Raw genomic sequence first — 14,508 nt, forward strand, 5'->3', positions numbered from 1 at the left:
CCAAAGGTGGCGACGCCCTGACGATAACACGTGCAGGGCGTTTTCATCTGGGATTCATTTTTCGTTTTTATTGCGCTTTGAATGCCGTTACAATGCGCGCCGACTGAAGTCAAACCAACATACGGGACCAGGCTATGCCAGCAAGTACTTTTTTATCCGTGTTTGCCAAATCACCTATTAAACCGATAGAAGAACATATCCGCAAAGTACATCAGGCCAGCGAATTATTGCTGCCGTTTTTTGATGCGGTCTATCAGCAGGATTGGCAAACTGCGGCCGAGGTGCGTAAAAACATCGTCGCGTTGGAAAAGGAAGCCGACAAATTAAAACGGGAAATCCGCATTAACCTGCCACGTGGCCTGTTTTTGCCGGTAGACCGTACCGACATTCTGGAGCTGGTGTCACAGCAAGACAAAATTGCTAACAAAACCAAAGATATCACCGGCCGTGTGCTGGGCCGTGAACTGTTGATCCCGGCCAGCTTACAAACCGATTTTAAAACCTATGTGCAGCGCTGCATTGACGCTACTGCCCTGGCCAGCGAAGTGATTAACGAGCTGGATGAGTTACTGGAGACCGGCTTTCGCGGCCGCGAAGTCGATCTGGTGATCAAAATGGTCGAGCAGCTGGACGCCATTGAAGGCGACACTGACGATATGCAAATCAAACTGCGCAAGGCCCTGCGCCTGGCTGAAAAAGAGCTAAACCCGATAGACGTGATGTTTTTATACCGCACGCTGGAGTGGATTGGCGATTTGGCCGACGTAGCGCTGAAAGTTGGTTCGCGCCTCGAAATTATGTTAGCCCGCTAAAACAAAAAGGTTTTCCTGATGGATATTATTCAATCATACGGCTTAATTCTCATCGTTGTTGCCGCCGTGTTCGGCTTTCTGATGGCGTACGGTGTCGGTGCCAATGATGTGGCCAACGCTATGGGCACCTCAGTCGGCTCTAAAGCGTTAACTATTAAACAAGCCATCATCATTGCCGCAATATTTGAGTTTGCCGGTGCTTACCTGGCCGGCGGCTCGGTTACCTCGACTATCCGTGGTGGTATTACTGATGCGTCGTTCTTTGTCGATACGCCAGAACTGATGGCCTACGGCATGATAGCCGCATTGCTGGCAGCTGCTACCTGGTTAATAGTAGCGTCGTATTTTGGCTGGCCGGTATCGACTACCCACTCTATTGTCGGCGCTATCATCGGTTTTGCTGCGGTTGGTGTGGGTATGGATGCGGTGCACTGGAACAAAGTCGGCGGTATTGTCGGTAGCTGGGTAGTCACACCTATGCTGGCCGGTGTACTGGCCTATATGTTTTTTATGAGTGCGCAGCGGCTGATTTTTGATACCGATAACCCGCTGGCGAACGCCAAAAAATATGTGCCGTTTTATATGGCCTTTGCTGCCTTTGTCATGACCTTGGTTACCGTGCAAAAAGGCTTGAAACATGTTGGCTTGCATATCAGTACGGCAGAGGGCTACTACATTTCAATTGCTATTGCTGTGGTTATTGGTGTGATCGGTAAAGTGGTTATCGGTAGGTTAAAATTTGACCCGGCCGCCGATAAAAAAATGCAGTTTAATAACGTCGAGCGCATCTTTGGTGTACTGATGATTACCACCGCCTGCTGTATGGCGTTTGCCCACGGCTCTAACGATGTAGCTAATGCGATAGGCCCATTGGCCGCTGTGGTTAGCGTTGTGACCAGTGGTGGCGAGATCAGCAGCAAGGCACAGCTAGCCTGGTGGATCCTGCCATTGGGCGCCATTGGTATCGTTATCGGTTTAGCCACGTTAGGCGCGCGGGTCATTAAAACGGTCGGCACTGCCATTACCCATTTAACCCCCAGCCGTGGTTTTGCTGCCGAATTATCAGCGGCGTCCACCGTGGTTATCGCCTCTGGCGCTGGTTTACCTATCTCTACCACCCAAACGCTGGTGGGTGCGGTATTAGGGGTTGGTTTAGCCCGTGGTATTGCGGCGCTTAATTTGGGCGTAGTGCGTAATATCTTTATTTCCTGGGTTATTACGCTGCCGGTAGGTGCTGGCCTGGCTATTGTGTTCTTCTACATTATGAAGGCGATTTTTGGTTAACAACCAGCCTAATCTGGGTAAATAGCCCGAATTAAAAAGCCCTCAGTGTTGAGGGCTTTTTTGTGTCTCTCCGTTAAGTTCCAGCGTATTTAAGGCTGGTATTCGCTGAAAGTAGCTTTTCTTCTAATTCGGGTTTTATCTTACGCGCCCGGCCAGAATACTGTGGGTTAACTTCAAATGTTAGTTGAGAATAAAAAGTTAGAGCCGGCGCAGTATATCGAGTAAACCACCTTCTTTTAAAAGTCGATCCGACACATGTATTTCCTGAAAGTTTTCTTTAAATTTCAGGTTGTCGCGGCTCGCATTTATGAAAACAAAACCTTTGCTGTGGTCGTCACCAACTGCCATTACTCGGCGCACGGTCAGTTCTTCACCTGCAACTATTTCTGTTACTGAGTTTTTGCCTGACGGTTCTCCACCTTCAGCAGCAGACTTCCACAACCGATTTTCTATCGTATTAACTAACCAAGCAGCTGCAACGCGAGGGAACTCGGTTTGGTACAGCAAGATTCCCGGTTCATCCTGCCTATTTTCATACGGTGAGGGGGATTTCTTTATAAAAACTAGTTCTCCGTCTGAAGCGACAATAAACAGCTTTTCGTTATCAAACAGTAAATAATCAATATTGGCTTTAACTTGGTAGCCGGTCGGTAAATTGTCAGTATGAAGTAACATAGTTCAGCCTTTGAGGGGGGTAGCAGGTAATATGGCTATAGATGACCCTAGCTCATTCACGGTTAGTGGATCTCGTTCGAAGGTAAAAGTTTCTGCAACTCCAAATTGTTGAGGTACGTCATTACCATAGCGGTTCTCACTATTAACTTTTGTTAGACCGTTCCCTGAGAACAACGAGTTAGCACCACATTCAGATTGAATCTTATGCCGTACCATAATTTTGTTGATCTTTTCGTCGTTTGCATCTATCGCCATCAAATGCTCTTTCACTGCATCAGCATTATGCTCACTTTTTCCCGTAGTTGCATAATCAGCCATGAATGCTTCGTATTCTATAGAAAAATCATCATTTAATACTTCAGATACATCACCGAGAGCGCCTAGTTCTCTTGCTGTCAGCTCATTGTTACAGAACTCTGTCATTTTCTCGAAGGTCGGCACAAAACTTTGTCGCTCAGCTTTCGGGGGCAAGTTGTGTGTGTCAATAATGACAAGAGAGTACTCGTTAACAGGTGAATAGTCTTTTATGCCAAGTATGCATGCTAATAGCTCTGGATCAGTATCTGCTGCCTCCGCCATATCAAACGTTGTTGCCCAGTACGGAGCTCTGTCTGAAGGACGTTTGAAGCCGAGAGTGGAAGTTTTAATAACTTCTGCGCTTCTATTAATTAAGCGAACATGAAAGCGATCATTGGCAATATCACCTGCTTTCGCCATTGCTAACAGCTCGGCATCTGAGTATTTCGGCTGGTAGCCGCTTTGCTCAATTTGCTTGCGGCGCTCTGCCAAAATTTGCTGTGCGTGCTCCAGGCTTTCAGGTTCCACTTTCTTGGATGCTACAGGCTTTGCCACTGCACCCTCATGCCCCGCAGCTTTCGCTGCCACTGGAGCCTCTGAGGTTACCCATCCACCTTTGTTCTTAGCCGCTTTGGCGGCGGGTTTGCTGCTGGTATTGCCACTGCTGGCTGGCGCTAAGCCGCCATCGCCGATGCCATTGCCTTCGGGCTGCTTGCCCCAGCCATCGCTCAGTTGCCAGACGTGCATTTCGCCAGCAGCAAATATTTGCAATAAAGCATCACGCAACTGAAAATCAGTAAACTTCGATAAATCAAAAGCCCAAGGTTTGGCGTGTTGATACATTTCAGTCCAAATTTGGCGTAAGTTCCATGATGGTTCTAAGTCGTGCAAAAAATAGCGGCCATATACCTTGTCGTTAACGTCAGAAATGTAGCCTTCACCTAAATCAGCGTAGGCCAATAAGCAACTGCTGCACAGATAGGTTTTACCCCATTTATCTTCAAGAACTACGCCGTTGTATTGCCGGTCTTGCATCCTGCACCTTTGAATATTTATATAGCTTATAAGGCTGCGCCAACCACTTCATTTAGCTCGGCTTTAGATAAAAAGTCTGATTCAATTTTTATGGCGTTACCCGCGTCGTCAAATGCGAATAGGAATGACTGATCCTTACCGATACTGAAATAAATTCTTAACTTGTCACCAGCCCACCCTCCTACATCATGACCGTCTACGAACACGCCTTTGAATGCGGTCAACTCATCTGAGTTACAACTCTCATTAGTCGTAGCGGTAAATAGCACTGCAAAAAACACTTCAGCCTGACAACCAAAGTTCATGCTTTCATCTGGAGTGATATTGGAGAAAGCTAAATACTTCTTGCCTTTTTCCGCACCATAACGAAACAGCAGCAGGTGGTTTTCACCACCTATGGCTGCTACAAGCGAAGCTTTGGGAGGCACTGAAAAAATATGGTTGCTGTAGAGCAATTCTGTTTTAGCAGGACTGGTAGATGCCTGACAGCCAAGCGCGCTGAGTAAAAGCAGTATAGGTATATACGTTATTTTCATTTTACACCCCAGACAGCGCCATCATTATTTTCGTCTTGTAACGAAGCCCAACAACACCTTTGCAAGAGTTATATATTGCAGTATCGCCACTCTGAATACGCTTACCAATTCCTGCAAGTTGTTTCAGCACATACTTTATGCCAGATTTGGCGTAAGTAGGCCTTGGCACTAAATCCATAGAATTTGAACAAACATTCGCCTGCTCAAGTGCTTCATAAGCAACAAGTGCCGCAGCCTCGTTAACCCCTTCAGGCGTTGTTGTATTGCGCCCCCAAAAATAGTTAATCACTGTTGCTACATACTTCTTGTCGTTCACATCCATTGACTTAGTCCTTTTGTTTGCTAAAAAGTAAAATTTGAGTGAATTTTTTCAGCTGTGGTAAGGGTTGTCAACTAACAAAGTGCTGATATTGTTGGTCATTGCAAGGCATTAGAATGGTGCCGTCATTACTTACAGACGAACCTTGTAGGGTAACCTTATGATTAAAATAGATAAACGACACTGCAAAACTGTTGCGGCGGTAAAACTGATGAAAAAAGCCGCAAATTTTTGCGGCTTTAAGCTATTAAGCGATACACAACTTAAGGCTGATACTCACTGACCAGCGTTAAACCGGTTACCGCGCGGTAACCATACACCGACATATGCCAGGTACCGGCTTGCGGGTTTTCTATCACACAGCTTTCTTCATTACCGTTTTTATTCGGCCGGCAATCGTAACTGCCGCTGCTAGGCTGGCTGGCGTATTTTACATACAAGTCAGCATCACCACGGCCGCCGCCGATGGTCACGCTCAGCTGCGCCATGCCCTCGGGCACTTCCAGCGTGTAATGCTGCCAGCTGCGGCGCGCCACACTAATGTTGCTGATGGTCTCGCCACCGGCATCGGGTAAATCGGGTGCCACAAAGCTGCCGGTTAAATTAACGTCAGCAAAGGCGGTATAACCAATTAATTTGACGAAATAAGTGCCTGCCTGGGCCGGATCGATCGGGCAGCTTTCGTTGTTGCCAAACAGATATGGCCGGCAATCCCAGTCAGACGCCGTTGGCTCAGCACCAAACTTGACATACAAGTCGGCATCACCGGTGCCGCCGTTCATTACGAATGACAGGTTGCTGGCGCCCTCTGGTACATTCAGCGTAAACAGCAGCTCATCACCGGCAGCACCGGCCAGCGCTGATACGGTTTCGCCATTTACTAGTTCAGTACCCGTTGGCGGCGGCGGTGGTGGCGTGTCGTCATCGTCACCGGCACAGCCGTATTGCGCCAGGTAATCTACTGCGGCTTTAGCCTGCACCAAACCAAAACCGTAAGAAGTGTCACGACCGGCAGTACCTAAATCTTCCGCGGTGGCGGCCAGCGCGCTGCGGATTTGTGCATTGGTACACTGTGGATAATGGCTCCACACCAATGCTGCGACACCAGCCACATGTGGCGATGCCATAGAGGTCCCGCTCATCAGGCCGTAATTAGACGCACCCGAGAACAGGTAGGCATCATTGCCCAGCTCGTTCATCAGCAGGTTGCCGTCTTCCAGCGACACACTGACGGCGGCAATAGTGGTAGTGGGGTTGTCACCCAGGGTGCCACCAAAGTTACCTGACACATTGTTATAAATAATGGCGCCGACGCCACCCCCGGCCTGACAGGACTCTACTTTTTGTGCGAAGGCGACTTCACCACGCTGAATAACACAGATCTTGCCGTCAACATCGGTACAGGTGGTAACACCCAAACCACAGCTGGCCAGTTCAGCATTAAGGTTTGCCGTGCCGGAGCCGGTCATCGGAATGACATCAAACGACTGGGCACCCACCGCCAGGTTGGCTTCCAGTGCACCGCCTTCAGGATAGGTGCTGCGGACGTTGACGCCCGGGCCTGCCAGTTCAACCTGCGTATTGCGCTGGGAGAAATCGGCCAGCGTCTTAGTGTCGTCTACTGCTGCCACTGACACCACAGAATCATAGGACGCCGGGTAAGACATAGCGGTGTTGCCATCGTTACCGGCTGCAGCAATCAGCAGTACGCCGGCATCAAAGGCCGCTTGCATTGCATTGCGCTCGGTCACGCTGGAGCCGGCACCGCCTAAGCTCATATTAATTACAGTGGCGCCATTTTGTGCACAGGTGTCGACAGCCTGCGCCAGGCTGGACGAATAACCCCAACCATCGTCGTTAAATACTTTGACGATATGCAGCTTAAGGTGGCCATTGGGCATCACCCCAACAATACCCACATCGTTATTCAGCGCCGCTATGGTGCCTGCAACGTGGGTGCCGTGTGGGCCGCCGGCATCAAACCAGTTGCCGGTGCCGATGTCATTGCTGCCGGTGATATTGGCGGCATTAAAATCTTCGTGCGGTAAGCCCAGGCCCGAGTCAATCACACAGACGGTCTGGTTAGAGGCAAACTCGTCGCTGACCTGATCGGCCTGCACCATAGTAAAACCATAGGGAATTTGCTGCATCATCGGAAAACGGGGTAAATCGCGTTCGACATATTCTACTGTTGGGTCGGCTTTTAACCGCGCCAGCATTACCGGGTTTAGCTCGGCCGCCAGTGCATTGCGCTTAGCCAGTAATTTGTGTACCCGTACGCCCTGACGGCTTAAACGCTCGCCGTTGCTGCTAAGGGCAGCCAGAGCTTGCTGTTTGGTGGCTTTACTTTGTTGCAGCGCCTGCTCTTTACTCAGACCGGCTTCTTTATACTTGATGATATAGCGTTGGTTGCTGGCCTGCTCCGCAGCCTGACGCAGGCTGTCGCCTGGTGCTGCAATGGCATTCGCTACGCTGGCGGCCAGCAGGCTAACGCCAGCTAACAGCACGAGATTTTGACTTCTGGACATGTTCACCCTCCAGGTGATTGTTATCGTTATAGTGTGTAATGCCCGGTACTGCGCGGACTGCCTGGCTCGACATCTGGGCTGGTTTGGTTAGAAAATGTAAACAAAAATAGCTTTTATCGCCGCTTATCGCGCAAAGTGGGTATTTATGCTTGCATTTGGTTATCAAACTATAACAAATGTAAATTTTGTTCAAACTTAAAATTACAAATCGGACAAGTGAATAACTAGAGGTAGTGCTGACAAGGCCAGGTAAGCTGAAAAGCCTTGCATCTTCAGGCAGGGCAGCGTACATTTTAAACGTTTATTTAAACGACAATCGCATTTTTTAATCGGAATAAATAATGAAGCGCTTACCCAGTGTTAAACAGTTACAGTATTTACTGGCCTTGCACGAACATCAGCATTTTGGCCGGGCGGCAGAAGCCTGTTATATCGGCCAGTCTACGCTAAGTGCTGCCATTGCTAACCTGGAAGAAACCATGCACGCTCAGTTGCTGGAGCGCGATCATAAAACCTTTATTTTTACCCCGCTGGGCGAAGATGTGGTGCGCCAGGCCCGTTATATTGTTGAGCAGTGTGAAGAGCTGACCGAGTTTGCCAAATGTCAGGGTAAACCCATGGCCGGGCCATTCCGGTTGGGCTGCATTCCGACCATAGCCCCTTTTGTGTTAAGCGAAGTGATGGCAATGTGCCGCCAGCAATACCCTGAGCTGCAGCTTTTGCTGCGTGAAGATACCTCGGACAACTCGCTGCATGCGTTAGCTGAGGGGCGGCTGGATATGGTGCTGCTGGCGCTGCCCTATGAGACCGGTGCCTTTCACACCGAAGTGCTGGCCAAAGATGGCTTTAAGCTGGTGCTGCACAAAGACTGGCTGGACAGAGGCTTTAATCAGGACATTAGCCAGTGGCCGGATGAAAGTATCTTTTTGCTGGAACGCGAGCATTGCTTAACGAACCACGCAGTAAAAGCCTGCGAGCTGGAAGATAGCCGCAAAGTAAACCCGTTTTTTGCCACCAGCCTGCATACGCTAACCCAAATGGTGAACAACAAACTGGGCGTGACTTTTATGCCGCAAATGGCGATTAACAGCGGCCTGCTCGACGGCACTGAACTGGTAGCGCAAGCGCCGGGTAATGCCGCGGCTTACCGCGATATCGGCGTTGCCTGGCGGCCTACCTCAACCAAGGCTCGCAGTTACCGCCTGATGGCAGATTTAATTGCCCAGGTGCTGGCAAACAAATGCCGTTAAGCAGCGCTTTCTGTTAAACTGCGCGCTGTTTTTTCGCCGTGCCCCTCTGGTCGGTAAAGCCAAGGACCTCTCTATGTCAGTAACAAGTATGCAAGTTAAAGACTTTTCATTCGAGCTGCCCGAGCAGCTGATTGCCCGTTTTCCCAAAGCCGAACGTTCATCCAGCCGCCTGCTGGCGATGGATAAACACAGCGGTGAGTTAAGCCATCATATTTTTAAAGATCTCGCCGACTTTTTGCAGCCCGGTGATTTGCTGGTATTTAACAATACCAAGGTGATACCGGCACGTTTATTTGGCCAGAAGGCCTCGGGCGGCAAGGTAGAAGTGCTGGTAGAACGTATGCTGGACAAGCAGCGCTTTTTAGCCCATGTCCGCGCCAGCAAAGCGCCGAAACCGGGCACTGAGCTGCTGCTGGAAGGCAGTGCCAAAGTGGTGATGAACCAGCGGCATGATGAATTGTTTGAGCTGCAGGTTATCGGCGATGAACCGGTACTGGACATGCTGGAGCGCTTAGGCCATATGCCGCTGCCGCCTTATATTGACCGGCCGGATACCGAGGAAGACAAAGCGCGTTACCAAACGGTGTATAACGAAAAACCCGGCGCTGTGGCGGCTCCTACCGCGGGCTTGCATTTTGATCAGCCGCTTTTAGACAAGCTAAAAGCCAAGGGCGTTGAGTTTGCTTATATTACCCTGCACGTCGGCGCCGGCACCTTTCAGCCGGTGCGGGTAGACAATGTGTTAGAGCATAAAATGCACGCTGAATATATCGAGGTGCCACAGCCGGTAGTCGATGCTATCGCCGCCTGTAAGGCACGCGGTAATAAAGTGGTGGCGGTAGGTACTACTTCGGTGCGCTCACTGGAATCTGCCGCGCAGCAGGGCGGCGGTCAGCTTGTTGCCTACAGTGGTGATACGCAAATTTTTATCTACCCTGGTTATCAGTTTAAGGTAATAGACGCCTTAATCACTAACTTCCATTTACCGGAATCGACACTGATTATGCTGGTATCGGCGTTTAGTAGCCGCGAAAACATAATGCATGCTTACAAAACGGCGATTGCTGAGCAATACCGGTTTTATTCGTATGGCGATGCGATGTTTATCCGTTAACGAGATCTTTAGCGTGTCGCAGGGCTTACGGCAGGGAAATGCTAATACGGTGTCGACGAAGCTGGTGCCGGGTGTTCTTATGCAGCAGCGGCAGGGATGCCGCGCAGGCTGAGACAGCACAGGGACGTGCTGTTGAAGGCGGCGAAATAAGAATTTCCCGGCACTGGCTGTTGCACTGAACCCGTCTATGTCTTAGCCGTTTAGTTTATCGGGCGTAAGCTGCTATAATCGCGGCGCAAAAAAGCCAGACTGTTTCTCTGGCGCATGAGGAAAGTAATGAAATTTGAATTAGACACCACAGATGGCAAGGCCCGCCGTGGCCGGCTTATTTTTGACCGCGGCGTGGTAGAAACGCCTGCCTTTATGCCGGTAGGTACCTACGGCACCGTTAAAGGCATGACGCCGGAAGAGCTCGAGGCTACCGGCGCACAAATCTGTTTAGGTAATACCTTTCACCTGATGCTGCGCCCGGGCACCGAGATCATCAAAAAGCATGGCGACCTGCATGACTTTATGCACTGGCATAAGCCGATCCTGACCGACTCGGGCGGTTTTCAGGTCTTTAGCTTGGGTGAGCTGCGCAAAATTACCGAAGAGGGCGTTAAGTTCCGCTCGCCGTTAAATGGTGAGCGCATTATGTTAACGCCGGAGCGCTCAATGGAAGTACAGCGGGATTTAGGCTCCGACATCGTGATGATTTTCGATGAGTGTACGCCGTATCCGGCGACGGAAATGCAGGCAAAAAAATCGATGGAAATGTCGCTGCGCTGGGCCAAACGTAGTAAAGATGCGCATGGTGATAACTCTGCGGCATTGTTTGGCATTATTCAGGGCGGTATGTACCCGCACCTGCGCGATGTGTCGTTAAACGGTCTGGAAGAAATTGGCTTTGACGGCTATGCCATCGGTGGTTTATCGGTTGGCGAGCCCAAAGAAGACATGATCCGCATTTTAGACCACACCACCGATAAAATGCCGGCGCATAAACCGCGGTATTTAATGGGTGTGGGTAAGCCAGAAGATATCGTAGAAGCGGTACGCCGCGGTATCGACATGTTCGACTGCGTGATGCCCACCCGCAATGCCCGTAATGGCCATTTGTTTGTTTCAACCGGCGTGGTCAAAATCCGCAACGCCAAATACAAAGACGATATAGGCCCACTGGACGCAGAATGTGATTGCTACACGTGCAAAAACTATTCGCGGGCTTATTTACACCATTTAGACCGCTGCAATGAAATTCAGGGTGCGCGTTTAAACACCATTCACAACCTGCATCACTACCAGAAACTGATGCAAGGATTGCGTGGCGCCATCGCCGCTGGTACTTTGGAGCAGTTTGTCGCACAATTTTACGCTAAACGCGGTATGGCGGTGCCTGAACTGGCGGCGCCGGCACAGAATAACGAACAACATTAATCACAATTAAGGGGAAATTTATGAGTTTATTTATCAGCAATGCTTATGCGCAGGCCGCACCAGCTGGACAACCACAAGGTGGTGGCTGGGATCTGATCATTATGCTGGTGGCCTTTGGTCTGATTTTCTATTTTCTGATCTACCGGCCACAGGCTAAACGCGTTAAAGAGCACCGCAACCTGATGGCGGCGCTGGCGAAGGGCGATGAAGTATTAACCCAGGGCGGTTTAGTCGGCCGCATCAGCAAAATTGCCGAAGACAAAGACTTCGTGGTACTGGCGCTGAATGACAGCACTGAAGTAACCGTACAAAAAGCGGCTATTAGTGCTGTGTTGCCTAAAGGCACGCTGAAATCGCTGTAATTTTCAGGAAAAGGATAAACAGGTGTTAAATCAAAACCCCGTTTGGCGCTACTTTCTGGTGCTTGGCATGTTATTGCTGGCACTGGTGTATGCGTTGCCAAACCTGTACCCGGAAGATCCGGCGCTGAATATCAGCGCCACCCGGGGCGGTAGCGTAGATGACGCTACCCGGGCCCGACTGGAACAAAGCTTTATCGACGCCAATATTGCTGCTAAATCGGTAGTGCTGGAAAACGGCCAGGTACTGGCCCGCTTTAACAGCACGGAAGATCAGCTGCAGGCGCGCGAAGTTGCTAACCAGCTGTTGGGCATTAACTTTATTACCGCGCTGAACCTGGCACCGGCAACCCCGGACTGGTTAAGCGCTATTGGTGCTTCGCCAATGAAACTGGGCCTGGACTTACGTGGTGGCGTACATTTTTTAATGGCCGTCGACATGAAAGCCGCGCTGGATAAAAACGTTAATGACATGGTGCAAACCTTCCGCGCCGATTTGCGCGAAGACAAAATCCGCTACCGCAGTGTACAGCCCGATTTAGCCAATAGCCGGGTCATTGTCAGTTTGCGTACTGCTGAAGACGTGGCAGCGGCTGAAGCGGCACTTAAAGCGCGCGACCGTGAACTGGTATTTAGCCAGGGCAGCGACGATTTAACATTGCTTGTCGGCATTAGTGAAATTCGCTTAAAAGAAATCCGCGAATATGCACTGGAGCAAAATATCACCATTATCCGTAACCGGGTAAACGAAATTGGTGTGGCTGAGCCGCTGGTGCAGCGCCAGGGCGCAGACCGCATTGTGGTGCAGCTGCCCGGTGTGCAGGATACGGCTCAGGCGAAAGAAATTTTAGGTGCCACTGCCTCGCTGGAGTTTCGCTTAGTCGATGAAGAGGGCGATTTAGCCGCCGCGCTGGAAGGCCGTGTACCGCCTAACGCAGAGCTGTACTACACCCGCGATGGCCGCCCGCTGCTGCTGGAAAAACGGATTATGTTAACCGGTGAGCATATTACTGGCGCTAACTCGGCGTTTGATGAATACAGCCGGCCACAGGTTAGCATTAAGCTGGATGCCAAAGGCGGTAATATGTTATCGGCGGCGACCCGCGATGCTATTGGCCGGCGCATGGCGTCGGTGTTTATTGAATATAAACCCGGTACTGAAATTGGCGCAGATGGCAACCCGATCCTGATTAAGCAGCAAGAAGTGATTAACGATGCCACCATACAGGCCCGTTTAGGCCGTGATTTCCGCATTACCGGTATCAACTCGCCTGGCGAAGCACAAAACCTGGCCACTTTATTACGTGCAGGTGCCTTAATAGCGCCTATTCAGATTATTGAAGAGCGCACCATAGGCCCAAGCCTGGGTAAAGAGAACATTGAGCTTGGTGTAACGGCTATTCAGTGGGGCATGGTCGCCGTGCTGGTGTTTATGGTGATTTACTACAAAGCCTTTGGTGTGGTGGCTAATTTAGCATTGGTGGCTAACCTGGTGCTGATTGTTGGCGTAATGTCGATGATCCCCGGGGCTACCTTAACACTACCGGGTATGGCCGGTATTGTCTTAACAGTAGGTATGGCGGTAGACGCTAACGTACTGATCTTTGAACGTATTCGGGAAGAATTGGCCGAAGGGCGTTCGGTGCAACAGGCTATCCATCAGGGCTATGACCGTGCCTTTGCCACCATTGCCGACTCGAATATCACCACCTTATTGGTGGCGCTGATCCTGTTTGGCATTGGTACCGGCCCGGTGAAAGGCTTTGCCGTGACGCTGGCGATCGGCATTTTAACCTCTATTTTCACGGCGGTAGTGGGTACTCGCTTAGTCGTCAATTTAATTTGGGGTGGCCGCCGTGTGCAGTCACTGCCAATCTAAGGAGTACGGCATGAGAATATTTTACTTTAGCCAGCCGCTGAATTTTATGCGGTTAAAATGGCCGGCCATGGTGTTATCAACCTTGCTGATCCTGGGCTCTTTTGTGTCGTTTTTTACCAAGGGTATTAACTGGGGGCTGGATTTTACCGGCGGTACTGTCATTGAAGTAGGTTTTGCACAGCCGGCCGATTTGCCAGCCGTACGGCAAACGCTGACGGCTGCCGGCTATGGTGATGCCGTAGTGCAGCTATTTGGTACCAGCCGCGATGTGTTAATTCGTATACCGCTGCGTACCGATATCGATCAATCTACCCTGGGGGATAGCATTGTTTCTGTGCTAAACAGCCAGCAGGCTGAGCCGGTTACGGTGCGCCGTATTGAATTCGTTGGCCCAAGCGTTGGGCAAGAGCTCAAAGAAGACGGTGGCCTGGCCATGCTGGTGGCGCTGATTGGTATTTTGCTGTATGTCACCATGCGTTTTGAATGGCGTCTGTCGGTAGGTGCGGTAATGGCGTTGTTTCATGACGTTACCTTAACCATGGGCTTATTCTCAGTGTTACAGCTGGAGTTTGATCTGACGGTACTGGCGGCCATATTGGCGCTAATAGGCTACTCGATAAACGATACCATAGTGGTGTTTGACCGCATTCGTGAGAGCTTTCGCAAATTGCGTGACACCAGTGTCGATGACACCATAAACGATGCCATTACCTCAACGCTAAACCGCACCGTGGTCACCTCGTTAACCACGGTATTGGTATTGGTGGTGCTGTTTTATATGGGCGGCGCCTTAATACATGGCTTCGCCACCGCGCTGCTGTTTGGTATTGCTATTGGTACCTACTCATCGGTGTATGTCGCCAGCTCTATTGCAGAAATTCTCGGCATTAGCCGTGAAGATATGCTACCGCCGCCACCGGTGGAAAAAGAGGGCGAAAATACCGACGCCTTGCTGTAATTGCGCGGTTAAAGATGCTAAAAATGCCAGTCACTGACTGGCA

General features: G+C 50.4%; 13 protein-coding genes. 8 read left to right on the plus strand and 5 right to left on the minus strand.

What is annotated here, in order from left to right; all coding sequences use genetic code 11:
• Positions 1–134 precede the first annotated feature (134 nt).
• A complete protein-coding gene (locus tag RNAN_RS00065; protein ID WP_040551335.1) occupies positions 135–812 on the plus strand; it encodes a TIGR00153 family protein in 678 nt (225 codons plus the stop codon).
• An 18-nt stretch (positions 813–830) separates the two neighbouring features.
• Positions 831–2,096: an inorganic phosphate transporter gene (locus RNAN_RS00070; protein ID WP_008217459.1), complete on the plus strand. Its 1,266-nt coding sequence runs from the start codon at positions 831–833 to the stop codon at positions 2,094–2,096.
• Positions 2,097–2,294: 198 nt separating this feature from the next.
• Here RNAN_RS00070 and RNAN_RS00075 read toward each other — a convergent pair whose 3' ends face one another.
• From RNAN_RS00075 to RNAN_RS00095, 5 genes are all read right to left on the minus strand, one after another.
• Complete coding sequence (locus RNAN_RS00075) at positions 2,295–2,771, minus strand: hypothetical protein (RefSeq protein ID WP_008217460.1); 477 nt, start codon at positions 2,769–2,771, stop codon at positions 2,295–2,297.
• Between the two features lie 3 nt (positions 2,772–2,774).
• Complete coding sequence (locus RNAN_RS18560; RefSeq protein WP_008217461.1) at positions 2,775–4,103, minus strand: hypothetical protein; 1,329 nt, start codon at positions 4,101–4,103, stop codon at positions 2,775–2,777.
• A gap of 26 nt (positions 4,104–4,129) precedes the next feature.
• Complete coding sequence (locus RNAN_RS00085; RefSeq protein ID WP_008217462.1) at positions 4,130–4,639, minus strand: hypothetical protein; 510 nt, start codon at positions 4,637–4,639, stop codon at positions 4,130–4,132.
• A 1-nt stretch (position 4,640) separates the two neighbouring features.
• On the minus strand, positions 4,641–4,961 hold the full coding sequence (locus tag RNAN_RS00090; RefSeq protein WP_008217463.1) for a hypothetical protein: 321 nt from the start codon (positions 4,959–4,961) through the stop codon (positions 4,641–4,643).
• A 260-nt stretch (positions 4,962–5,221) separates the two neighbouring features.
• Positions 5,222–7,486: a S8 family serine peptidase gene (locus RNAN_RS00095; protein WP_040551337.1), complete on the minus strand. Its 2,265-nt coding sequence runs from the start codon at positions 7,484–7,486 to the stop codon at positions 5,222–5,224.
• Positions 7,487–7,827: 341 nt separating this feature from the next.
• On the opposite strand from RNAN_RS00095, the gene RNAN_RS00100 reads away from it, so the two are divergent.
• The 6 genes from RNAN_RS00100 to secF all read left to right on the plus strand — a co-directional run bounded on the left by RNAN_RS00100 (position 7,828) and on the right by secF (position 14,465).
• Positions 7,828–8,736, plus strand: a complete 909-nt coding sequence (locus RNAN_RS00100; protein ID WP_008217471.1) for a hydrogen peroxide-inducible genes activator — start codon at positions 7,828–7,830, stop codon at positions 8,734–8,736.
• An 88-nt stretch (positions 8,737–8,824) separates the two neighbouring features.
• Complete coding sequence (gene queA, locus RNAN_RS00105; protein WP_040551389.1) at positions 8,825–9,850, plus strand: tRNA preQ1(34) S-adenosylmethionine ribosyltransferase-isomerase QueA; 1,026 nt, start codon at positions 8,825–8,827, stop codon at positions 9,848–9,850.
• 276 nt (positions 9,851–10,126) lie between these two features.
• Complete coding sequence (gene tgt, locus RNAN_RS00110) at positions 10,127–11,269, plus strand: tRNA guanosine(34) transglycosylase Tgt (RefSeq protein ID WP_008217476.1); 1,143 nt, start codon at positions 10,127–10,129, stop codon at positions 11,267–11,269.
• Positions 11,270–11,289: 20 nt separating this feature from the next.
• Positions 11,290–11,631 (plus strand): preprotein translocase subunit YajC, encoded by a 342-nt coding sequence (gene yajC / locus RNAN_RS00115; protein ID WP_008217478.1) that lies wholly within the window; start codon positions 11,290–11,292, stop codon positions 11,629–11,631.
• 22 nt (positions 11,632–11,653) lie between these two features.
• Positions 11,654–13,507, plus strand: a complete 1,854-nt coding sequence (gene secD / locus RNAN_RS00120; RefSeq protein WP_008217480.1) for a protein translocase subunit SecD — start codon at positions 11,654–11,656, stop codon at positions 13,505–13,507.
• A 10-nt stretch (positions 13,508–13,517) separates the two neighbouring features.
• On the plus strand, positions 13,518–14,465 hold the full coding sequence (gene secF / locus RNAN_RS00125; protein ID WP_008217483.1) for a protein translocase subunit SecF: 948 nt from the start codon (positions 13,518–13,520) through the stop codon (positions 14,463–14,465).
• The last annotated feature ends 43 nt before the right edge of the window (positions 14,466–14,508 follow it).

The sequence above is a fragment of the Rheinheimera nanhaiensis E407-8 genome (assembly GCF_000296695.1).
GTDB lineage: Bacteria > Pseudomonadota > Gammaproteobacteria > Enterobacterales > Alteromonadaceae > Alishewanella > Alishewanella nanhaiensis.